This window comes from Cystobacter fuscus DSM 2262 (genome assembly GCF_000335475.2).
GTDB classification, from domain to species: Bacteria; Myxococcota; Myxococcia; order Myxococcales; family Myxococcaceae; genus Cystobacter; species Cystobacter fuscus.
The window spans coordinates 1-22,152 of record NZ_ANAH02000066.1 but is presented as its reverse complement, the minus strand read 5'-3'; the positions used below and the strand labels follow the sequence as shown (position 1 = coordinate 22,152).

At 65.8% G+C, this 22,152-nt stretch carries 20 protein-coding genes and 1 pseudogene; 16 read left to right on the top strand and 5 right to left on the bottom strand.

The features are described 5' to 3' along the window. Window positions 1–105: 105 nt before the first annotated feature. Window positions 106–1,458: an L-type lectin family protein gene (locus D187_RS40625; protein ID WP_020918616.1), complete on the bottom strand. Its 1,353-nt coding sequence runs from the start codon at window positions 1,456–1,458 to the stop codon at window positions 106–108. A 151-nt stretch (window positions 1,459–1,609) separates the two neighbouring features. Here D187_RS40625 and D187_RS40620 point away from each other — a divergent pair, with 151 nt between their 5' ends. The 6 genes from D187_RS40620 to D187_RS40600 all read left to right on the top strand — a co-directional run bounded on the left by D187_RS40620 (window position 1,610) and on the right by D187_RS40600 (window position 7,806). Next, entirely contained in the window at window positions 1,610–1,999 is a 390-nt protein-coding gene (locus tag D187_RS40620) for a hypothetical protein (protein ID WP_155893953.1), read from the top strand. Next, window positions 1,992–2,147, top strand: a complete 156-nt coding sequence (locus D187_RS56010; RefSeq protein WP_162159756.1) for a hypothetical protein — start codon at window positions 1,992–1,994, stop codon at window positions 2,145–2,147. The genes D187_RS40620 and D187_RS56010 overlap by 8 nt, the downstream gene beginning before the upstream one ends. 235 nt (window positions 2,148–2,382) lie before the next feature. Beyond that, window positions 2,383–2,970 (top strand): hypothetical protein, encoded by a 588-nt coding sequence (locus D187_RS40615; protein WP_002627594.1) that lies wholly within the window; start codon window positions 2,383–2,385, stop codon window positions 2,968–2,970. A gap of 76 nt (window positions 2,971–3,046) precedes the next feature. After that, window positions 3,047–5,200 carry a polyphosphate kinase 1 gene (gene ppk1 / locus D187_RS40610; protein WP_002627593.1) on the top strand — a complete coding sequence of 718 codons (2,154 nt, stop codon included), beginning with the start codon at window positions 3,047–3,049 and terminating at the stop codon, window positions 5,198–5,200. Between the two features lie 87 nt (window positions 5,201–5,287). After that, window positions 5,288–5,989 carry a YebC/PmpR family DNA-binding transcriptional regulator gene (locus tag D187_RS40605; protein WP_002627592.1) on the top strand — a complete coding sequence of 234 codons (702 nt, stop codon included), beginning with the start codon at window positions 5,288–5,290 and terminating at the stop codon, window positions 5,987–5,989. Beyond that, window positions 5,986–7,806 carry a hypothetical protein gene (locus tag D187_RS40600; RefSeq protein ID WP_002627591.1) on the top strand — a complete coding sequence of 607 codons (1,821 nt, stop codon included), beginning with the start codon at window positions 5,986–5,988 and terminating at the stop codon, window positions 7,804–7,806. Before D187_RS40605 ends, D187_RS40600 begins: the two co-directional genes overlap by 4 nt. A 40-nt stretch (window positions 7,807–7,846) precedes the next feature. Here D187_RS40600 and D187_RS59660 read toward each other — a convergent pair. Beyond that, window positions 7,847–7,963: pseudogene (locus D187_RS59660) on the bottom strand (IS3 family transposase); the annotation flags it as partial. Between the two features lie 55 nt (window positions 7,964–8,018). On the opposite strand from D187_RS59660, the gene D187_RS40595 reads away from it, so the two are divergent. The 6 genes from D187_RS40595 (at window position 8,019) to D187_RS40570 (ending at window position 14,789) form a co-directional block, all read left to right on the top strand. Beyond that, window positions 8,019–8,273 carry a hypothetical protein gene (locus D187_RS40595; RefSeq protein WP_245591952.1) on the top strand — a complete coding sequence of 85 codons (255 nt, stop codon included), beginning with the start codon at window positions 8,019–8,021 and terminating at the stop codon, window positions 8,271–8,273. Then, entirely contained in the window at window positions 8,270–9,082 is an 813-nt protein-coding gene (locus D187_RS54425; protein WP_002627590.1) for a hypothetical protein, read from the top strand. The genes D187_RS40595 and D187_RS54425 overlap by 4 nt, the downstream gene beginning before the upstream one ends. Window positions 9,083–9,164: 82 nt before the next feature. Continuing rightward, window positions 9,165–10,046, top strand: a complete 882-nt coding sequence (locus D187_RS40585) for a hypothetical protein (RefSeq protein ID WP_002627589.1) — start codon at window positions 9,165–9,167, stop codon at window positions 10,044–10,046. Between the two features lie 1,417 nt (window positions 10,047–11,463). Further along, entirely contained in the window at window positions 11,464–12,366 is a 903-nt protein-coding gene (locus D187_RS40580; protein ID WP_002627588.1) for a DUF2381 family protein, read from the top strand. 12 nt (window positions 12,367–12,378) lie between these two features. Further along, a complete protein-coding gene (locus D187_RS40575; RefSeq protein ID WP_002627587.1) occupies window positions 12,379–14,262 on the top strand; it encodes a serine/threonine protein kinase in 1,884 nt (627 codons plus the stop codon). Between the two features lie 296 nt (window positions 14,263–14,558). Next, window positions 14,559–14,789 (top strand): hypothetical protein, encoded by a 231-nt coding sequence (locus tag D187_RS40570; RefSeq protein WP_002627586.1) that lies wholly within the window; start codon window positions 14,559–14,561, stop codon window positions 14,787–14,789. Window positions 14,790–14,943: 154 nt separating this feature from the next. Here D187_RS40570 and D187_RS51135 read toward each other — a convergent pair whose 3' ends face one another. Beyond that, window positions 14,944–15,489, bottom strand: coding sequence for an OB-fold protein (locus D187_RS51135; RefSeq protein WP_076606326.1), 546 nt, complete (start codon window positions 15,487–15,489; stop codon window positions 14,944–14,946). A 98-nt stretch (window positions 15,490–15,587) separates the two neighbouring features. Here D187_RS51135 and D187_RS40560 point away from each other — a divergent pair, with 98 nt between their 5' ends. Both D187_RS40560 and D187_RS59465 read left to right on the top strand, forming a co-directional pair. Continuing rightward, a complete protein-coding gene (locus D187_RS40560) occupies window positions 15,588–15,857 on the top strand; it encodes a helix-turn-helix domain-containing protein (RefSeq protein WP_081714057.1) in 270 nt (89 codons plus the stop codon). A gap of 133 nt (window positions 15,858–15,990) precedes the next feature. Next, window positions 15,991–16,695 (top strand): AbiTii domain-containing protein, encoded by a 705-nt coding sequence (locus D187_RS59465; protein ID WP_155893952.1) that lies wholly within the window; start codon window positions 15,991–15,993, stop codon window positions 16,693–16,695. Here the strand turns inward: D187_RS59465 and D187_RS40555 are convergent. Continuing rightward, window positions 16,623–17,996, bottom strand: a complete 1,374-nt coding sequence (locus tag D187_RS40555) for an IS4 family transposase (RefSeq protein WP_043434159.1) — start codon at window positions 17,994–17,996, stop codon at window positions 16,623–16,625. The two genes, D187_RS59465 and D187_RS40555, sit on opposite strands and share 73 nt — an antisense overlap. A gap of 206 nt (window positions 17,997–18,202) precedes the next feature. Between D187_RS40555 and D187_RS40550 the strand changes: the two genes are divergently transcribed. Then, window positions 18,203–18,643, top strand: a complete 441-nt coding sequence (locus D187_RS40550; RefSeq protein ID WP_155893951.1) for a hypothetical protein — start codon at window positions 18,203–18,205, stop codon at window positions 18,641–18,643. 10 nt (window positions 18,644–18,653) lie between these two features. Here the strand turns inward: D187_RS40550 and D187_RS40545 are convergent, their stop codons facing one another. Further along, complete coding sequence (locus tag D187_RS40545) at window positions 18,654–19,955, bottom strand: transposase (protein WP_002627582.1); 1,302 nt, start codon at window positions 19,953–19,955, stop codon at window positions 18,654–18,656. Window positions 19,956–20,629: 674 nt separating this feature from the next. Here D187_RS40545 and D187_RS56000 point away from each other — a divergent pair. Then, window positions 20,630–21,355, top strand: a complete 726-nt coding sequence (locus D187_RS56000) for a hypothetical protein (protein WP_155893950.1) — start codon at window positions 20,630–20,632, stop codon at window positions 21,353–21,355. Window positions 21,356–22,152 lie beyond the last annotated feature (797 nt).

Genomic DNA, 22,152 nt, shown 5'->3' with positions numbered 1-22,152 from the left:
GAGACGTGGCGATCCAGTCCACGCCAGAATCCGAGGAGACCGGGAGCCTTCCCGCGCGAAGGGGCGACTAGTGAACGCCCCTTCGCCGCCGGGAAACCGGAGGGCTCAGCGCCGGGGGCCGCGGCCGCCCGACACCTGCCGCAACGACACATCATCCACGTACGTACCCGAGCCCGTGGAGCGGCCCACGTCCCGCAGCTCCACACGCGAGCTGGGGCCGTCCGCCCGGACCCTCAGCACCACGTACGTCCAAGAGGTGTCCGACAGCTTCTGTCCGCTGGCCTCCAGGCGCGTGAGCACCTCCCCGTTCCACAGCACCTCCAGGCCATTGTCCCGCGCATCCGTCCCCGGACGGGCGGAGAACGCCAGGCGCAGCTCGTACTCGGCCCCCGGGCGCGTGGAGACATCCTGCTGGAGCGTGGTGTTGTCCTGGCCATCCAGCTCCACCAACTGGGCACCCTGGGCGGCGCTGCCCGCCACGTTGTTCTGCAGCTCGATGGTGCGTCCGGCCGCGCGCCTCCACCCCGGCAGCTCCCCCAGGCTCTGGAAGCTGCCCCGCCGCAGCGAGGGCTGCTCGAAGTCTCCGTTGAACAGCAGGTTGCCGTCCGGAGAGGAGTCCGGCGGCGGAGGACCCGGAGGAGGCCCGGGAGGACGCGGCGGGGAGCGGGGCTGGAGCGCCAGGCGCAGGTCGCGGATGGCATGCAACGCGTTGGCATCCCCTGTCGCGGCCCCGATGCCCAGGCCCGTGAAGGACGAGTTCACCTGGCCGCGCCAATCGATCTGCAAGGCCCCATCCAGGTAGACGCGGATGCCGTCGCGCTCCACCTCGACGCGCAGCGTCGCCCAGCGCTCATGGGTGTAGACGGCGGGATTGCGCCGGGAGGCCAGCGCGCGCCCCGTGCCGTCCGTGAGGAGCAGCCCGCGCTCCTCGCCATAGAGCGTCACGTGCACGCCATAGCCCGAGCCATCCGTCACGAAAGCGCGGCCACTGCCCGTGGGCAGCACGTCCCGGCGCGACAGCGGCCGGCGGCCAAACATCAGCACCAGCCCGTCTCCCGTGTCCCAGGGGCCGCCCCCCTTGCGATTGTAGGTGTTGAAATCGAATTGCACCGCGAAAGGCGCCTGCACCGGCTGGTTGTTCAGGAAGATGGCGCCCGCGGCGCCCGAGCGGTTCTCGGGCACGAGCACCATCCGCTCACCCTCGGCGCGCGGATAGCCCGGGTTGCGCGTGGCGAGCACGTTGAAGCGGGAGGACTCATTGAAGCGCAGCGGGGGGCTCTCGCTCAGGGCGTAGGCCCAGGGGGACTGTTGCCACTCCTGCTCCCTCCCCCGCTCCTGCTCCTGCCGGGGTCGCAACTCCTGCTCCTGCGCCTGGCCTTCTCCGGTGACCAGCGTGGCCACCAGCACGACCGCCGTGCCCAGCAGACGCAGCCCTCCATGACTTCCCTTGCGATGCATTGCGTAATCCCTCGTGCCGACGCCGCCCGCGAGTGGGCGGCCCATGTCGTGCGTGCTCCGACGCGACCTGCTTCGCCTTATTCAGGACACTCGCCGGCCCTTCGCCCTGTCTCTCCCCCGTCGTACCCTGCTCGGGACCTACCGACTCCGGGTGGGTTCATTGATCATGGTGGGTTGTCTGTCCATGACCCTGGGCTGCCAACCCGATATCTCCGAGCCGTCCGCGACGATGGCGAGCGGAACCGAGGCCCTGAGCACGGGCGTCGGCACCTGGACGCCCACCGCCACCAAGGCCCTGCTCTACCCCACCAACAGCGCCGTGCGGCTGCGCGCCACGGGCGAGGTGCTCGAGTCCTATCAGGGCTTCGTGCAGCGCTATAACCCATACACCGATACCTGGCGGGTCACGACTCCCGCCTGCTCGCCGGGATTCTGCCGCGTCTACTCGATGGTGCAGTTGAGCTCGGGCCTCCTCCACCACGCTGCTCTACTCGGGCGAGGTGCTGGCCTTCAACGACGCCGGACAGGCGGCGGTGTATGACCCCACCCAGAACGCGTGGCTGCCCGCGGCGTCCGCGACCCAGTCCCCGCCCTACACCTCCACCTTCGGGGTGTTGCTCCACACCGGTCAGGTGTTGAGGGTGGGAGGCGCCTTCGACGCGCCCATCTCCGAGCGCTTCACCCGCTGAGCCTCCACCAGGTGCCCGACGCCCCCACCTCGTGCGCCGGGCACCCACTCCCTCCTCCTCCCAAACCTCGCCCGCCCCACTCCGGGCACGCCGCTGGCCCCCGGGTCCGAGACGCCTTTCCTGCAACGGACACAATCCCTCGTCAGGGCGTGGCTGAATGAACGAAGCACGCCTGCCCCCCTGGCCGCTCCGTGCATGAGCACTAGATTTCTCTACCCCGAAAGAGGAGAAATCCATGAAGCCGCTCCCGATCCGCCGCCCCGTTGCCCTGACGACGCAGAAGCGCGCCTGCACCCTGAGCGTGACGCGCGTCACACTCGAGCAGCGGTTGGGACGCCCGCTCGTGCATGAGGACGAGGGCGATGGGCTGGGGCCCCGCTACCGGTGGGAGTCCACCTGTGAGTGTGGGCTGGAGCTGTTCATCGATCTGCCCATCCACGCCGCCGGGGAAGAGGGCGAGGCGACGCTGTGGATGGACCATGTCGAGGTGGACCACGCGCTCGCCCACCTGGGCCTCGCCCCGCGGCACGTGCGCTGGCGCGTGGACATGCAGCACCCCCTGCCCCTGGATGGCTGGGCACTGGTGCGTCAGGACGAGTTCGGCAACCGCTCCGACCTGTGCATCCTCCCGCTCCAGGCCCATGCCGAGTGCCTGGGCAAGCTCTTGAGCACGCGCGCCACCCGGCGCTCCTTCCAGGTCGAGCCCCGGGGCACGCCGCCCCGCCAGGGCTGGGCCGTCATCCGCCAGGACGCCCAGGGCAACCAGTACGAGGTGGCCGTGCACCCCCAGCCGCGGCGCGCCTCGCGGCTCGTCGGCTCCTAATAGGGTCCGCTTCAAAGTTCACAAATCCCGCCGTGACGCTCTGCTAGACCGCTCGGTCTGACCTAGAGAGCGCAACATGCCCAAGCGCGCACCCAGCAAGAACACCTCCAGCAAGACCGCCGAGCGCGACGTCATTCCCCCCGGCACGGACGTGTCGGACGGCAGCCTGTTCTTCAACCGCGAGCTGTCCTGGCTCGCCTTCAACAACCGCGTGCTCCAGCTCGCCGAGGACCCCTCGGTTCCCCTGCTGGAGCGCGTGAAGTTCTGCGCCATCTACGCGCGCAACCTCGATGAATTCTTCATGATTCGCGTGGCGCGGCTGCACGAGCAGATGAGCAACCGCGTCGCCCGGCTCGTGCCCGATGGCTCCACCCCGGGCGACACGCTCGGCAAGATGCACGAGCGCATCCTCGAACAGGGCCATCGTCACGCGGATTGCTTTGAGAGCAAACTGCGCCCCGCGCTGGCGGAGAAGGGCATCCGCATCTACTCCATGAAGGAGCTGGACGCGGAGGGGCGCGCCCAGATGGAGCAGCGCTTCCGCGAGCAGATCTTCCCCGTGCTCACCCCGCTGGCCATCGGCCTGGGGCGGCACTTCCCCTACATCTCCAACCTGTCGTTGAGCCTGGCGGTGCTGCTGCGCGATCCGGTGGCGGACACGGAGAACGTGGCGCGGGTGAAGGTGCCCAAGGAGCTGCTCTCGCGCTTCGTGCCCCTCAAGGGCGGCACGTCCTTCGTGCCACTCGAGGAGGTCATCGCCCACCACCTCGGCGCCCTGTTCCCGGGCATGGAGGTGTTGGACCAGGGGCTGTTCCGCGTCACCCGGGACGCGGACTACACCGTGTCCGAGGACGCCGAGGATCTGCTCGTGGCGGTGCAGACCGAGCTGCGCCAGCGCCGCTTCGGCGACGTCATCCGCCTGGAGGTGCAGACGGGGATGAACCCCAAGCTGCTCGAGCCCCTCATGGAGGCGCTGTCGCTCGAGCCTCAGCATCTCTACGAGGAGCGGGGCCTGTTGGATCTGTCGGATCTGATGGCGATCGTCTCCACGCCCGGCTTCGCCGAGCTGAGGGATCCGCCGTGGACGCCCGTCACCCAGCCCCGGCTGCAGTCGGAGGACGACGGCGAGGTCACCCCGGTGATGACGGCCATGCGCCGCGGCGCCCTGCTCGTCCACCACCCGTATGAGTCCTTCACCACCTCGGTGGAGCGCTTCGTCACCGAGGCGGTGGAGGACCCGGACGTGCTCGCCATCAAACAGACGGTGTACCGCACCTCGGACAAGTCGCCGCTGGTGCCCGCGCTCATCCGCGCCACCGAGCGCGGCAAGCAGGCGGTGTGCATGGTGGAGCTCAAGGCGCGCTTCGACGAGCGCACCAACATCCGCTGGGCGCTCGCGCTGGAGGAGGCCGGGGTGCACGTCGTCTACGGCATTCCCGGCCTCAAGACACACGCCAAGGCCATCCTCATCGTGCGCCGCGAGGGCGAGAAGGTGCGCCACTACGTGCACGTGGGCACCGGCAACTACAACTCCAAGACGGCCCGGCTCTACACGGACCTGGGCCTGTTCACCACGGACCCGGACATCGGCGCCGACGTGGCCGACCTCTTCAACTTCCTCACCGGCTTCGCCCGCCCCAAGTCCTTCCGCAAGCTGCTCGTGGCCCCCGTCAACATGCGCGAGGGCCTGCTCGAGGAAGTCCGCCGCACCATCGCCCAACACACTCCCGAGACGCCCTCGCGCATCGTGTTGAAGATGAACGCGCTGGTGGATCCGATGATGATCCGCGCGCTCTACGACGCCTCGCGCGCCGGCGTGAAGGTGGAACTCAACATCCGCGGCATCTGCTGCCTGCGCCCCCAGATGCCCGGCGTCTCGGAGAACATCCGCGTCATCTCCACGCTCGGCCGCTTCCTGGAGCACTCGCGCGTCTACCTCTTCGAGCGCGGCGGCGACACGCGCTGCTACATCGGCTCGGCGGACCTCATGCCGCGCAACCTCGACCACCGCGTCGAGGCCCTCACCCCCGTGGAGGACCCCACCCTCGTCGCCCAGGTGCGCGACATCCTCGACCGCTGCCTCGCCGAGAACACCCATGCCTGGGTGCTCCAGGCCGACGGCGCCTGGCTGCGCCGTCCCCCGGAAGGCGAGAAGCGATGGGCCCAGCAGGAGCTGATGGAGCGCGCGGTGCGCATGGCCCAGGCCTCCACCGGCCGGCCCCTCCCCTGAGCGGCGCCCTTGCCCCCTCGTGACTCCCGGACAAAGCGCTCGGTTCCATATTGAACCGGCGCGCCCCGGGAGGTAGGAGCGCCTGTCATGGGCGCTCAGTGGAAGCACAAGGGCCGCACGGAGCACGCGGCCGCGAAGGGCCGGCTGTTCACCAAGCTGGTCAAGGAACTCATCATCGCCGCCAAGGCCGGTGGGCCGGAGGTGGGCACCAATCCCCGGCTGCGGCTGGCCGTCGAGCAGGCCAAGAAGGCCTCGATGCCGCGCGACACGCTGGAGCGCGCCATCAAGAAGGGCGCGGGCCTGTTGGATGAGCCGGTGAACTACGAGCTCGTCACCTACGAGGGCTTCGCGCCCCACCAGGTGCCGGTGATCGTCGAGTGCCTCACCGACAACAAGAACCGCACCGCCACCAACATCCGGATGCTCTTCCGCAAGGGGCAGATCGCCACCACGGGCGCGGTGTCGTGGGACTTCAACCGGCTGGGCGTCATCGAGGCCTCGCCCCCGGAAGGGGGCGCCGACGCCGAGGCCGCCGCCATCGAGGCGGGCGCGCAGGAGCTGGAGCCCGGAGACGAGGGCACGACGCGCTTTCTCACCGCGCCCACGGATCTGGACGCGGTGAGCCGCGCCCTCACGGGCCAGGGCTGGTCGGTGAGCGCGCAGAGCCTCGCCTGGGTCGCCAAGAATCCGGTGCACCTGGAGGGCGAGCAGCGCGCCGAGGTCGAGTCGTTCCTGGAGGCCATGGACGAGGACGACGACGTGCAGAACATCTACGTCGGTCTCAAGTGAGCCGCGAGGCGCTGAACACCCGGCTCGGGGAGCTGCTGTCGCGCCCGGAGCCGGAGTCCCACGCGATCCCCCGGGCCCCCGAGGGAGGCCTGTCGCTCTTCGAGCCGCCCTCCCCCGAGCATCGCTTCCTGCCCTCGCTGCCCGCGCACCTCGAGCAGGCGCTGTCCACGGCCGCCCACTTCATGACGCTGGCCAATGCCCGGCCCGGCGAGGAGGGGCTGGCGGCGGTGTTGGACGCGGCGAAGTGGGGCGCGCTGCTGGGCGATCCCGAGTGGGTGCGGTACGCGCTGCGGCTCTTCCTCGCCCACCACCCCGAGGGCCGCGCGCTCACCGTGCCCCCGCTGCACGAGCGCGCCCCCCACCTCGTGCTGCCCTCGCGCCGGACGATGCCGCCGCGCAAGGGCTCCCCGGGCGTGCCGGGCGCGGAGGTGTGGTTGGACTACTTCCGCGAGGACTCCGGACTCAACGAGGCCGTGGAGACCTGGCGAGTGCTGTACCCGGCCGCTGGCCATCCGGACCCCGCGCAACCCTCCCGGCGCGTGCTTCCCGCCCGGCACGCGGAGGCATTCTGGCACACGCACCAGCAATTGCTCGCCCGCTACGACACGGAGCGCCTGTCGTTCGGCATGCCCCGCACGGCGCCCCTGCAGGACTTCACGGCACCGCTCAACGAGGCCTATGACTCCCGCCTGCCCGGCTTCGCGCCCCGCCCTCCTGGACTGAGCATCCAGGGCGTGCCCGGCTATGGCGTCGAGGACCATGCCACCCGGAGGGATCGGCTCTGCGCCGCGGCCTCCTCGGGACTGCTGTGGCACGGGGACACGCCCATCGACATCGACAGCGTGGAGCAGCTCGCCCACACGGTCGAGTCCACGCCCGCGTCCCTCGATGGCGAGGCCTGGCGCGACCCGCTCGGCCCCCACGGCGCGTACCACCACCTGGGAGAGCTTCTCCTCGCCTGTCTGCGCCCTCCGAGGGACAAGAGTGGCCTGCCGGGCGTCCTGGCCGCTCCGGCCACGGCGGCGAGGGATCCGCTCTTCTACCGCTGGCACCGCCACGTGGACGACATCCTCGATGGCTGGCGGAGCACGCACGAGGCTCCGCACGATCTGTCCGAGCACACCCCGGTGCGGATGCGTGCGTGGATGACCGAGGGCCCGGCGCCCATGCACCAGAGCCCGGACCTGCTGCTGTGTCTGGACAAGGACGTGCCCGGGCTGGGCTCACCGGACTTCGACGGGCAGCGCTGGGGCGAGGAGCAGTTCGGAGGAGAGCACTGGGACGGGCGGCCTCCCTCCTTCCCGATGACCACGCACGTGCTGCACACCCATCTGGCGCAGCGCCCGGTGCGACTGCCGGATGGCTCGGAGGTGCTCAAGCCGCGGCTGGAGCACGAGCCCTTCTCCTACTTCCTGCGGATGGAGAACCTGCTGCCGCGCGAGCAGCGGGTGACGGTGCGCATCCACCTGGTGGCCGAGCCCTTCGTGGACGAGCGGCGGATGTGGATGGAGATGGATGGCTTCGTCCATACGCTGCGGCCCTCGGAGCGCGCGGTCATCTTCCGTCCGTCCCGTCTGGCGTCCGTGGTGAACGAGCGGGGCTGGCCCGCGCACCTGCTGCTGCCCCGGGGCCGGCGCGAGGGCATGCTCTTCCGCTTCCAGGTGACCGTCACCGGCGAGGGCCAGGAGACGGAGACCTCGGGCGAGTGGGGCTATCCCTTCAACCGGCCCTTCCCCCCGGGCCAGCGCATCGTGGATTTGTCCAAGCGGCCCGACGTCGCCACGCGCAACATCTGGCTCATCCACGAGGAGGGCTGAGTCATCGCGTGGCGTGAGGGTGGAAACCGCGCCGGGGGCCCTCGGCGCGGTCCTGGCCGTTGCTTGCCCTATCACCCGTGGTGAGCGCACCCGCGGGGCCCTTACCCTCGTCCACTTCCACCTGCTTCACCCAGTTGCGCAGGACCGAGTCCGTTACAAGTCAGTATGGTCAGTGGAGGATCGGGAAAAAGCGGTACTGCCCGGAGGCATGCATGAAGCAACTCGCCTTGTGCCTTGCACAGGCGGAGGCCAGTCCTGTGCGATTCGAAGCCATGGACACCGCGGTTGATTGGGTCAGGCGACATCGAACCAAGATCCTGGCCGGTACAGTCATCATCATTGCCGGCGTCGCCTTCATCGCCGTGGTCGGCGCTTCAGGTGGGATTGCGCTCGTCTTCGTACCGGTCGTGCTGGTGGCTTCCTCGGACAACCCTTCGGGGTTCGAGCTGGCGCCGGAGACACCGTGACGATCTCCAAGCTGCTCTCCGCATCGGAAGCACTGGTTGCCGACCAGTGGCAGAAGATCCAGCCGCCCGGCGACCCCAAGGCATACCGTCTCCTGAAAGAGGCGGGCTTTTTCATCTGGCGAACAGGCCAGCTTTATCGCTTCGAGGACTATCTCGCACGCCCCTCAGCGGACCGTGCTGTCGATGTGAGAACCTCCTGGCGTGGCGAGAATGGCGACGAGGCCAGCGAGGCCTGGCAGACGCTCGCTCGAATTCGAGACACCTTGCGATCCGCGGAGAAGAAGAATTTCATCCAGGTCGCCAGAGCCCAGCTCGAATTCATTGCTTCAACAGGACAATGCGAGGAATTCCACGACTACCTGAAGACCTTCTACCGTCATCCTCCTCCAGTCATCGCCCGATTCGACACGCGCGACGAGGCGGAGACCTGGTTGAGGAAACTCCCCGAGCCGCCCAGCAGCGCATATATCCTGGTGGGGAATGAATATCTGGAGGTCTTCTACTCTCGCGAGAGGGGTGTGCGTGCCCTCCGACGCGATTACGCACTGGAACGATTCATCGAGGCTGTCACGTCACGCGGGTTGCCTGCCCCCGCGGCCTCGTTCGACACCCATGCGGAGGCAGCGGCCTGGTGGAAGAGTCACCCTGCTCCACCCTTGTCGGTCTTCGTGCGGATCGCGGGCGAACACCACTTCGCGGTGTATCACAAGAAGATCGATTACCGCTCGCTACACCCCATCTCCATCCTGGAAGACTGGCGGAGGGAGCAGGAGAGAATCGCAGAGCAAGAGAAGACGCGGAGCAGGTGATTGTCCATACCGAAAGGACTCGTTCCGGCACCTCGTCTCCTACAAATCGTCTGACACCCTTTCGCCGGAGGTACCCGACACCATGCTCCCCCTGCAGCGCTGGTTGTCCTCTGACGAAGCCGCCGCCTACCTGCGCCCCTACACGGCGTTCCGACGTGTCGGCGCCCGGATTGGCATGGATGTCGACCCCCAGGTCCTCTCCTTCGGCTCCAACAACAGCGGTGCCGGGCTGTTCACGGGCGGCCGCGTCCCCTCGCTCAGCCTCGTGAACCCCAAGGGCTCCACGTTCATCGAAGGTGACCTGTACGTCGATGGGTGGCTGGAGAATCCCGGTGGACTCGTCTTCGTCCGCGGCAACCTCATGGCGCAGACGCTCTACACGAGTGGCTACCTCGTCGTGCTCGGGGAGCTCCGTGTCCGGCGGCTGTTCGGCGAGGACGAGCCGCTCGGCACCTACGTCTTCGGCGATGCCTACGTCGAGAGCGCCATCTTCAACCACAACCACCCATTCGATGTGTGGGGAAAGGCCGAGCTGGGGGACCTCGTCCACGACGAGACGCACGGACGCGAGGCCGTGCGCGAGCGGCTGGCGGCCCAGGGCGTGCTCTCCTCGCCGAGGTACGAGGACTTCCTCGTCGACGTCCAAATGGGCCTGCGCAACCAGGCCGAGCGGTGGGGCTCCCTCCCAGAGGACTGGGTCGCACGCAAGTACACGCCGAAGCCCGGCGACATCGATGCCGGGAAGCTCCCGCCCCCGCGGTTGGGAGTCGTCCTCGAGCTCGAACGGTGGCTGGCCACCACGCAGCTCACCCAGCGGCAGCAACTGGAGGAGCTTCGTGCGCACTGGCGCTCCCGGTTGACCGACGCCGAGGTGCGTCCGGAAGCCACGCGCATCATCCGCAAGGCCATCAACTCGAAGAAGCTCGCCGAGGAGCGGGATGCGCTCCTGCGGACGCTCGATTGAGGAGGCCGGGCGGGTCGCTTGTCGAGCCCCTCCTCCTGGAACATCCTCAACGGCCAGCCCATCCCCCGCCCCCGCGTGCACTCCGCCGGGCCGGATGCACCCCGTGGGCCCACTCCAAGTCCTCGGTTCTCGCTCGAGTCCCTCGCTTCGAGTTTCGACCTTACCCATTTTTTTGGAGGCCCAAGGGCGAAGGACTAGGTGTGCACGAGAGGACGAACATTCACGACAAGAGGAATCCTCAACACTTCAAGACGGCGGAAGGACGCGCATTTTCGGCTATGCGGTGCTGAGGCCCAAAAACTGAGGATGGAGCGCCGACCTCAAACGGGACGACGCTCCATCCTCGGTAGTTGACGGTAATGGTCGTAATACGGCTTACCAGTTTAGAGCTAAGCCTGTCTGGATGCCCCCTACGGCTCCCACAAGGAAGTGCACAAGCCATTCGAGGCAAATGTACCCAGATCGCATAATCCATCTGCCGTCTGGGCCGGTCTCTGCTTCAGCGGATTTGCGGAACTGCGCGGCTTGATTGAACAGCATCCACGTAGTCTTGTCTCCATGGAAAGCCAAGGCTGTTGCCGCAAGGTTCGCCATGCTGCTGACGGACTCGTTCGGCATAAAGCGGCACAGGTACGCTACGGCGCATCCGACAGCACCACCAGCGAGTGAGCTACCCAGCACCGCAGCAAATGTGTTTCTAGCGGGCTGTCCGGTAGGAGTTTCGCGAAGTGTTCGGGCGGCACAAGCAAGCGCTCCACGGATGACGGGCACTACCTCGCTGCCGTCGCTGATGAATTGGCAAATGGGGGTTTGGTAGAAGGCTTCAGCGACATCAGCCAGCCAGTAGATAACGCGGCGCGAAACACCGGGATCTAATAGTGTGACTACTACTCCCCATAGGCCGGGGCTAGGTGTCGGCGTTGCAGTGCGCGGAGCCTGAACGGTAACGATCCGTGTTCCATCTGTAGGCGTGGAAGCAGGATCGGATCTTTTATTGAATGTTTCTCGGTTATGAGTCATGATATAGGGTTATTCCGTAGTGATCTTTGTGGGGCTGTAAGCGCCACCTAGGCGTTGGAATGGAGAGCTGTCGCCCAGGTCGAGCTTCTCCTTCTTCCTCACCTAGTGCGGGTCTACGGCCGGGCGGTGGCGCGGCTTTTGCTTGCAATCGACGCCGGGCGCCGCGCCTGATGACTCACTCATCTACTAGTGCGGGTCTACGGCCGGGCGGTGGCGCGGCTTTTGCTTGCAATCGGCGCCAGGGTGCCGCGCCTGATGACTCGCCGCAGGAGTGTTCTACTAGGGGGGTGCTACCGCCCCCCCCCCTCAATCAGGTGTAGTGGGTAATCCGTAAGACTACTTTGGCCCACATCGTAGAGTGAGCGTCGCTAGCGTCGTACGTCTGCTACGGTGGACCTTGGAGGTATCCACCCTGGCCCGACTTCTCCCGTGGCTGCCGCTCGCGCTCCTGATGAGCGCCACCGCGGCAGCTCAGCCCCAGCCCCCCGCCCGCGAGCGCCAGGAGCGGCGCGTCACCCTGCCCAGCAACCCCGAGGAGCCCGGGCCGGAGGTGCGCGTGGCCGCCGGCATCGCCACGTACCTGCGCTTCGACATGCCCGTGGACAAGGCCGCAGTGGAGATGGAGGGCCGCCCCGTCCGCTTCAAGTGGGTGGAGATGGGAGACACCCTCATCGGCCTGGAGCCCTCGGTAGACTTGGGCGCCGAGGAGAAGTTGGTGGTGCGCGTGCGCTACCGGGACGGTGCCTCCCCGGCCCGGGCCACGCTCACGCTGGTGACGCGCCCCGGGGTGGTGGACAAGGAGGTGGAGGTGGTGCGCCGCCCGCGCACGCTGGAGGCGCTGGAGGCCGCGCTGGTGGAGAAGGAGGCGGAGCTCGCGGCGCTGAAGGCCCAGTGCGGGGTGGGTGGGCACGCCGGGCTCGTTTTCTCGGGGCAACTCGACGTGGACGGCGTACGGGCCCGGCGCCTCGAGGGTGAGCGTACAACCCCTCAGAATGGCTTGGAGTACATGGGAGGAGAGGCGTACCGCGCCGCCCGCTGGGCACTCGCCGTCGTCCGCGTGCGCAACCTGCCGGGGCAACCCCCGTGGGTGCCCGGCACCGCGCGCCTCGCCCGAGAGGACGGCACCTCGGTGAAGGTGCTCTCCATGGCCATGGACAAAGCGCAACTCGCGCCTGGCGAGGAGGGCCTCGTGGCGGTGGAGACGGAGGCTCACCTCTGGAAAGCGAAGGACGTTCTCCGCCTCGAGTTGGTGGACAAGAGCGGCCACCGGCACCTCTCCATTCCCAACGTGAAGCAGTAGGAGCGGCGACCCATGACGACGCATGCTCTGCACCCGGACCAGCTCAAGCCCGGCGACATGGTGGGGCCCTGGCTCATCACCCAGGTGCTGGGCCGCGGCGGCTCCTCGCGCGTCTTCAAGGTGGAGCGCGACGGCCAGTCCTACTCCATGAAGGTGGCGCTCCACCCCCTCTCCGACTCCCGGGCACAGCTCTTCGAGGACAAGTACCCGGAAGAGGCGTACGTGGAGGACAAGAACGCCTACCGTCGGCTGGCGCGTGAGGCTGCGGCCCTTTTTACCTACGCCTCCCACCCCAACCTCTTGCGCGTGTACGGGGTGGACTTCTGGCCCAGCCCCAGCACGGGCTACGCCTTCCTCGTCACTGACTACGTGGACGGGGACACCTGGCATGAGTGGCGCTGGCGCACGCCTCCTCACGCCCTCCGGCTGGCGCGCACCTTCGGCGAAGTGGTGCGCACCGTGGGTGCGCTGCACGCGCGCGGCGTCTACCACCGGGACTTGAAGGCGGAGAACATCCTCATCCGCCGCGCGGATGGCCGCCCCTTCCTCATCGACTTCGGCACCGCGCGCCTGCCCGGCGCTCTCACTCAAACCATGGGCCTGCCCGAGGGCGTGCTGCACCTGGTGCCGCCGGAGCTGCTCGCCTACGCCCGCAGCCAGGCATGGGAAAAGGGGAAGCCCTTCCGGGGAGGCGCGAGTGCGGACCTGTACGCCCTGGGGGTGCTGCTCTACCAGGCCCTCACGGACTTGCACCCCTTCAACCCGGAGTTGCCGGACAAGGAGCTGGTGGCGGCCATCGCCACCGTCCCTCCCATGGCCCCCCACCTCCTCAACCCCCTGGCGCCGCGCTCCTTGAGCGACATCGCCATGAAGCTGCTGGAGAAGCGGCCCGAGGATCGCTACCCCAGCACCGAGGCGTTGCTCCAGGCGCTGGAGGCGGCCACCGAGAAGGGGAGCACCTCTCCCGCCTGGAAGGTGCCGCTCTTCCCCGCCGAGGAGGGCCTGGATGAGGCGGAAGAGGGCCTGGATGAGCCACCGCCCCAGGAGGAAGAAGAAAGGGAGCCTTCGCCGGGGTGGCCGGAGCCGGAGCCCGAGGGACCGCAAGAGGTACAGCCGCTTGCCGAGGAGCGAGAGCCGCAAGCCGCGAGCGCGGCTCAGGGCGCGCCCCCGCCTTCACCCGAGGAGTCGGCACGGCAGGAGCCTCCCGCCGCAGCCATCCCTCCGCGCCGCGCCTGGAGCTCCCGGCTCCTCTTCGGAATGGTGGGCCTGGGCGTGCTCGGCCTTGCCTTGGGGGTGGTGCTCTCCTCCACACTCGCGCCCCCGCCCGCGGCGCTGCCGCCCGGGCCTGGCCGCTCCGCGAAAGGAAGTCCGCCCATGTCCACCGCTCCCCGTTCCTCCTCCTCGAGTTTCCTCGCCGCCTGGTTGTGCGCCACCGCGGGGTTGGGGTGTCCCGCCGTGCAGGTGAAGCCCCCGGAGCCCGCTGACTGCCCCCAGCAGGCCACCGAGGCGATGGAGGCGTTGGAGCTCCGGACGGCCAGTCCGCTGGAGGCGATCATCGACATCAACCAGCCCGGGCGATTCGGTGAGGAAGGCGTCTACCAGGACGGCCCCATCACCAGCCGCATTACCCGGGGAGACGGCAACCTTCCGGAGGGGACATTGCTCCACGGCCAGCTCTGGACGGGCCCCGGCATCGACGAGGACTGGGGGGAGAGGAAGCGGCCGGCCGTCATGGGCCGCTTCACCCAGGCCGTGCTACCGGATGGCCGGAAGTACCCGGTGTGCATCGTGCTGGGCGACCGGGACGGGCGTATCGCCGTATGGGAGGACTCCAAGCCAGGAGCCTTCCTCCTCAGCCGGAACGTGCCGGTGAGCGCCGTCTGGCGTTGGCCCTAAAGCCATAACACAAATGTACTGGGTTTTCCCCCGTGTTCAGCCTGAACAAATCGGGCGGCGTTTGTTTTGTTTGACAGCAACTGGAGATCTGGGAAAGCTGCGAATCGCACATTCGAAAGAAGCCCTGCCGTGCAAAAAAAAAGGGCCGGAGCAGGGCCGGCCCCCACGAGCGAGGATCATCACATCCAAGCTCGTGTCACAGCGCCCCCGTATCGGCGGAGGAGCCGCAATGTTCTTGAACTTTAAATCAAGGGCCTTCTTACGTCAATGCGGGCGGCGTCCGAAAGGAAGCAGCCATGCCGAAGAAAGCCCTGTTCAGCTTCTCTCCCCTCGCAGAGCACATGGAGTTGATGCGCCAGATGCGGCCCCCCCAGCCATTCGTTCCGCCCTCCAGGGCCTTTCTGGACCAGGTGAAGCCGCCCCAGCCATTCGTTCCGGCCTACAGAGACATGATTCGCCAGGTGACGTCCCAATCCGCTTCGGATGACGCGCGCAATGGCGGCGTCGTCGAGAAAATCCAGTTGTAGCTGTGCCCATGTGGACATGAGTGGGTCGTTTCTCAGCGACTTCTCTGCTCTTTGAGCCTGGGGTTGGGGCTCAGGCGTCCTGAATAGTCGGTGAGGACCGCCTCGGTTGAGCGACGCGGCGGTCCTCATCTTTTTTGGGACTCGCTCGAAGGGCCTACGGGCCGACGAGCTCGCAGTCTCGTACGAGCACATCCATCATCAGCCCCGCGACGCGGCCGCGGATGGTGACGCGCGCGCCTTTGGAGAGAGAGGCCGCCTTCGCCGCCTGGGCTTTCCCGAGGGCGCACTGCACCCGGACGGCTTCGAACGCCGCACCATCGCTGAGCACCAGGTATGCGTCGTTGAGCATGTCCTTCCTGATGTCGGTGACGGTGCCCGTCGTCTGGATGACGTGCCCCTTGAAGGCGCCGTCCGCGCGGAGCTCGTTGTCGCGGTACTCCCCGAGGAGCGTGCGGATCTCCACCGTCCGCGCCGGCCCCGACGAAGCGGCACCCGCCGCCGTGGCGCCACCGCCCTTGAGCGCCGACACCAGCCCGCCGAGGAAGCATGTGCCGAAGCACACCAATCCCAGTCCCCCGAAAATGAGGGCCAGCACCTTCCCGGTGGACATGCCGCGCGGGCGTGGTGTCCCGCATTTCGGACAGGCCACCGCGTCGGTGGCCACCTCAGTACCGCACTGCTTGCACCTCACCAGCGCCATGTCCGCTCTCCCAGGACGGAAAGTCCGTGCGCGTTGCTAGAGACACGTCGCTAGCGTCGTGGTGCGCGGTTGTAGGCGTTCCTAGGGTCCGCTGCAAGATGCCGCGGCCCCGCACACGCCGCCCAGAGAGGGCGGAGCAGTACGAGAGCGCGGCCTACCGTGAGTTGCAGGCCCGGCTGGCCACCGCCGTGCGGCGCCTGCGCGAGGAGCGAGGCTGGACGCAGGAGGAGGCCGCCCACCGCTGCGGCATGACGACGCGCCTCTTTCAGCGTGTGGAAGGAGCGGACGTCAACCTCACCTTCACCTCCCTCGCCCGCCTGTGCGAAGGCTTCGAGGTGGACGTGGCGTTGCTCTTCCCCTCGCCGTGAGGCGGCACCTTCGCGCTCTGCCGCCGGTGTCACACCTGTTGCTGGACGTAGAGGGCGGTAGCAGCGAAACGCTGGCCGCCTGCTTGCCAACAAGGCGACTACGCTCCGTGCAATGGGCTAAAATGCCCTGCTCATGCCAAAGCCCTTGCTTGTTGATGAACTGATCCAGCTCGCCCAGGACGAAGACACCCCGTTGCCCGAACTGCTTCGACGTACGCGAGTGCTCGCTGCGAAGCTCAAAATCCCCGAGTTGGAAGCTTGGGTGAAAAAAGAAACCTCGGGCTACACTGGGCAACCCACCGATCTTCCCGACTACAGGCGGATTCCATGCGAACTGCGGGCGCTCAACCTCGTCCGTGGCTGGATTCCTGTGGTCCTGGAGGGCAACGACCAGTTCGCGGAGCACTTCGGATTGGTCTCCATTCACCAGTCGGTGGCTGAGATCGAGACCTTGCTCGAATCTGAAAACGGGAACCTCACGTCGAACGTGGCGCCTGGAGAGCACTCAATGCTTGCGCAGATCATCCCCCAGCTTGGGCGTACCCAAGTCGTCCGTCTGTTCGGGAAAGCGAGTCTCAAGGGCGTGTTAGAAGCACCCCTTTCAAGGTCGATGGCGGGTGCTTCTTTTAGAAGGACAATCAGGGAAGAAATGGCGAGCCAAGGCAACTTGGCGCTCTATCAGGATATAGTCATTGCACGGAGGGCCCATCACTGGACACTCTTGGGCTCGTCCCGGTCTTTTGGGTGTCTCAGTTCCTTCCCAGCTCAGGAGAGCTTCTCTCCTTTAAGCACACGCGCTGTTGCTACATGTTTGCGCGCTACCTCCCCTGGAGCATAGCCCTTCTTCACTTTCTTCTTGGCTGCCCGAGGATGTTTGCGCAACGTCGTGGGCTTCACCTTCTTCGCCATTTCCAAAAGGGCCGCACTCAGTTGCTCGGCGGACTGCACTTCCTGCTCCGCCCACTCCTCTGGCTCCACCATGACCATCATCCCTCCGTAGGTGAATTTCACCTCGGCGGCGATGTAGTAGGTGGACACTTGCATGTTGCTTTCCTCCAAGTCATGGCTGGCCTCCACCGCTGACTTCACTACGGACAACGCGTTGTAGGCCAGCACCGCCACCCCAAAGGCCAGCAGCGCCGCTCTCGGCTTCCCCAGACTCCTCACCTCACTTTCGAGCACCGCCTCCAGTTCTCCAAACATCCCTTCAATCTTCCAGCGCTTCCTGTACAACTCCGCTACTTCCAGGGCGCTCAGTCTCTCCTCGCGCACATTCGTGAGTAGCCGAATGACTGTTTCCCTATCCTCCGTTGGCTCATCCAGGTGCACTTCCACTCGTCTCAACTCCAACGGCTCTTCCCCCTCCATGCGCACGGCCTGCTCGTAGACGAGTCCTGTTTGTCCTCGTCCCATCTGCCGCTTCTCTCCCAACGCCGTGGGATTGGGGGACACTCCATGCTCTCGGATGATGAAGCCCGCTCGCTTCTCGTGCACCGCACGTAGAATCCGACTCGTGGAGAAATTCCTGTCGGCCAGCCACAGCTCTCCCTCCCGCACTCGCTCCAACACAGGTCCCATCAAGGCCCGCTCCTGCGCATGTGCATCCTCCGCGGGCAGCACATCCACCACCAACCCCACCTCGGGCGCGTACACCACCAAGGACTGCCCGGGCAGTGCTGCTCCTCGGAAGTTCCTCAGTGGCTTGAGCCTCTTCTCGCTGGCCGGCAAGTGATTGCCATCCAAGACTCGCACCTGGTAGCCCGCCGCCCACGGCCCTTGCTTCTTCATCGGTCGCACCACGGGCAACAATCTCTCCGCGCTCCCTTGCACCAGCGCTCGCACCACCTGGGGTTCGGTGCGATTGACTTTGTCGTAGAGCGCTGCCAGCGAGACGCTCAAGTCTGGGTCCGACTGTGCTGCGGCGTGCAGCGACGGTCTCAATCCCATCGCCACCAGCCCCATCAAGTCCACCACCGAGGAGAAGAGCAGCTCTCTCGTGTACTGCTTGTCCCGCTGTGCTTCGAATACCTCGTCAATCCACTGCGAACTCAGGGCATGCTCAAGCGTGCGGCGCACCATCACCGTCACGGGACTGCGCTGCGTGAAACGCTCCACAATCGCATTCAAGGCCACGTTCATTCCTCCGCGTTGGGGCGCGAGGATTCCGCCTTGGCCGTCCGATGCCTCGGACCCACCTCCGCCCAAGTGGGCCTTCACCTTCCCACCTGACCGCTATGGTAGCACCCTCCACATGACCTTGAAAGTGGTGCGTGTTAGAAGCAGTCCGAAACCGCGTACTGGAAGCTGCGCTTGAACTCGATGCAAAGGGAATCCGAGGTGAGGGCTTGAGTTTCACGGATGAAGAGAGGGCCAAGGCCGCAGCAGTGACCACTAACATCGTCAACAACATCTACGGAGACAATGCGAACGTCGCCTCGACCGCTCACTCGCCGAATTCGGGCGCGGCGTTTGCGAGTGGCAACGCGATCATCAATCAGCACATTGGGAACATTCAGCAGGGCAACCAAGAGCTAGCGAACGCATTCAAGAACGTCCTTGAGGCCCTGAAGACTGATGCTGCGCTGGATCCAGCGAAGCGGGCCGAGGCTGAGCAGCAACTGACGTTCTTGGCGGAACAAGCCGCGAAGTCCAAGCAGCAGCGGCAGCCGCTGGCTGTGATCAAGTCCGTGTTGTCGGGCATCGCCCAGGTCACAACCTTTAGCGTGAACCTGTCGAAAGCCTGGGAGACTTTTGGCCCAGTGATCGCCGGATATCTCGCCGGTTAGAGGCTGGGCCTCATCTCTGGGGGCGTGGGTCCCGCGAGTGGCGTTGTCTGCATGCAAGCGGCGTTGCTCGAGGCCCTCCGTCCATGGTGGATCGTAGAAGCCGGCCAATGCCCTCAAGCAGCCGGTAGTAGAGGTACTCGGGAACCGGACCGAAGGCCTTGAAGTCGGCTGCCACGCGCTCCACCTGTTTGCGTGGCCCGTGCACCAGCAGGGAGAGGAAACCGTAGGCCAAGTGCGTGAGTTGCACCATCCGCTTCAGCCCCGTCCACGTGAGGGCGCGCACGTCCTCCAAGTCAAAGCCCTGTTTGACGAAGCGGTTGCTCTCCTCGACGCCCCACCGCTCCAGGTAGATGTCCACCACCCTGCCGGCATCCTCCCGCGTCCGCACGTCCTGGGTGGTGAGAATGACGAGCGGCTTCTGCCCCAGGCCGCGGGCGACGACGAGGGAGTAGCGCGTCTCGCCCAGCTTCTTCTTGGAGGGGCGGCCTCCAGAGGTGTACGCCGGCAGGCGCACGTCACGGACGAAGCCGAGCTGGAGTTCCTGTTTCCTGCCTGTGCGCTCGGGGCGGTGGTACTTCGTGCGGTGGGTATGGGGCTGCGGCAGCAACTCCACGGCCTCGCTCACCTTCATCTTCCCGTCGGGCAGGTGGAGGAACCTGTCGTTGCTGAGCTTGATGCGCACTGCGTAGGAGAGGCCGAGCTCGTCCAGGCGCCGGAGGAAAATGTGCCCGTCGAAGCCGGAGTCGAACACCCAGAAGGCGTCGCGAGGGATGTGCGGGCTCACGGTGGAGATGGCCTCGAGCGCGGTGGCGTTCTGGCTCTTGTGCTCAGGAGAAACCTTCGAGAAAAGCCGAGAGAGGAGCGGCAGGCGCCGACCGCGCACGCCCACGGCCTCCACGGAGACAACCTGGTAGCCGGTGGCGAGCTCGTCCTTGGAGCCGTCATGCACGGTGGAGAGGTACGGCATTTTCCGGGCGCGCGGCTTGGCGATGTCGGTGATGTCCACCGCGACAACCGGCCGAGGGTAGCGCTCGTCCCGGAGAATGGGCGCCACGAGGCGTAGATAGTCCTCCTCCACGGCCGCGTCCTCGTAGCGCTCGTTGGCCAAGTTGCGCGAGAGGCGCTTCTCGGTGTGGATGAGGCGCCGCGGCTCCTCCAGAGCCCGGCCGATTTGGGAGATGAGAACACTGCGGTTCTCCACCAGCCCGAAGAGGGCCTCACGCAGGAAGCGGCGGCACGGCTTGTAGAGCCGCCCGCCCACCCTCTCCACGTACGCGTCGAAACGCTCAGCGATGGACTTCTCGCGAGGCACACCCCTCCCGGCACTGGACGCGAGCCTCGAGGGTGCCTACGTTTCCCGTGTCCTTGGCCGGACGGGAGCGTGGCCCCAAGCCGCGTTCCAGCTGTGAAGGAAGGCGGAGCTGTTGGCGCAGCTCTCCTTCCTGTTAGAGGGCTGGACCTTGGCGGGTCCGGCCCTTTCCCTTTTCCCTTGGTCTTCTTCGGCTGCACCTCCCCATGAGGACGCGCGCGGTCATGCCGCGGTGGCTGTCCTCGAAAATGGGGTGGGAGCCCGCAACCGCAATGGCGCAAGTGCGGAAACGTGTGCGGGCTGCTCAACGTCCAACATGTAACTCTCGGGTTACTTTTCACGCCCAAGCCGAGAGAAATGGATGTGATTGTAACCCTGGCGTTACATGCTTGGGCTCTGGGACGCGGCCGACTCGGCACGCTGGGCGCGGGCTCCGCATGCGTGCACCTCTCGGCGTCACTTGGCCCTGGAGTTCATTCGGAGCTGCGGGCAGGACTTCGACAGCTAGAAGGACTCACGGCTCGAAGAGCGGCCCGCCAGGGCTAGTGTCTGCTGGAACACTCTCTAAGTCGTCGTCTGCCATCCGCCCTGTACTCAGATGTTACTCGCCCAACAGGCGGCGTGTGCTCCATAAGCCTCCACATGGTATGAAACCTCACCTAACGCGAGAGGTTGTCATGGGCATGGAAAAACACTGTAGGCATGGCGCGCCGAGCGTCGAATGCATCGTTTGTACTGCCTCGAAATCATGCAAGCACGGCATGCTTTCGAATTGCTTGCAATGCAATCAAGTCCGCACCAAGTCCATGGCGACAATCGCCAGGACAGGGTGGACTGCGTGCGACCCAGGCTCTGCTTTCGATATCGCCAAGCTCTCCAGTGGAAGTCTCATGGGCGATAGCGACGTACGTGCAATTCCTTGCCCATCGGCGTTTAATTTTGTTGTATCACAAGAAGAAAAAACTTGGCAGTCTGCGGTAATCGTAGACTACCGTATTGAGTACCAAAAAAAACCCAACGTCGGACCGCTTTACGTAGTAGACATTGGCATTATCGAGGTTGGTATGCCTCGGGTAACGCATAAAAATGCCGGAGGCGTCTTGGTGCACGACGCGCAATCGATAGCAGTTGAGGCCGCAGAGAAGGCGGAGTTCGTGATCATGACCGAGCTTGCGTTGATGCTGAAGGCAGGAATCAAGTTTGAAAGAACAATACGAAATCAAGAATGCAAAAATTTATTTAAATCCCTATATAAAGGCTTCTTGAATGACATATTAAGCAAGAAATACTACGCCGGAAAGCGTGTGGACGTCGCGACGGTATCCTTTGATGATGCTAGTTTTGCATTGCAAGACAAATCGGAGTACCGAACCTTGAAGTTTCGTGGGCGCGATTGTCGATGATTTCGCGTGCAAAGCACTAGCAGGAAGGTAGTGGGCGGTAGCAATGAACTTGTCCGTGCGTCTCTTGGCGCGCGTTGGTTCAATGGCGTGAGCGCTCAATCAGTGAGCGTCAACTGACGGAACGTCAGCAGGAGGGCGATGGCCGTAGGGTCGCCGCCCTACCGTGTTTTCGTGTGCTTGGAGCGCATGCCGTGTTGTGTAGACGGCGCTCGATCATTCCTCCACCACTCGGGATGGGCTCCCTCGGCAGCCGAAAAAATGGGTAAGGTCGAACTGTCGGGTAGGCCGGGGCAGTTGCCCACCCCGGCCCCCCACAGATCCGGACGTGCAGAATTCCCGCATCCGGCTCCTCGGCTCATGGTTTCGCCGCGAGCACTATCCGAGGACGTTGTGTTGAGACGGTTGTAGGGCTCGGTGTCCCCTCCGTCTTTCCCTCCCCCGGTTCCATGTTCCGGTGCCCCCTTCCCTCCACGGGGTCCGCTCGCTGCGTTCCCCCGCTTCATCGGTACTACGAGGCACTCCGACTCCCTGACGACCTTCCCGCCCGGCTTCGTTGCCTTCGTCGGCGCAGTACCACCGCCACCCGTCTTTCGCTCCCGTGGAGGTCGGGCGCCCATCCTCCGCGGACCAGGGTTGTTCACCGGCTTCCCCAACCGGCCACTCAACGTGGAGTCGTCAGGACCTCCCAGGTTCCTGGAGGACCCTCTTGTGTGCGTGCCCCGCTCTCAGACCCCGGCGAGACCCCAGGACCTGGCCTGTTGCGACCCTGGGATGCTGCCTTCCGCTACTCGAACGGC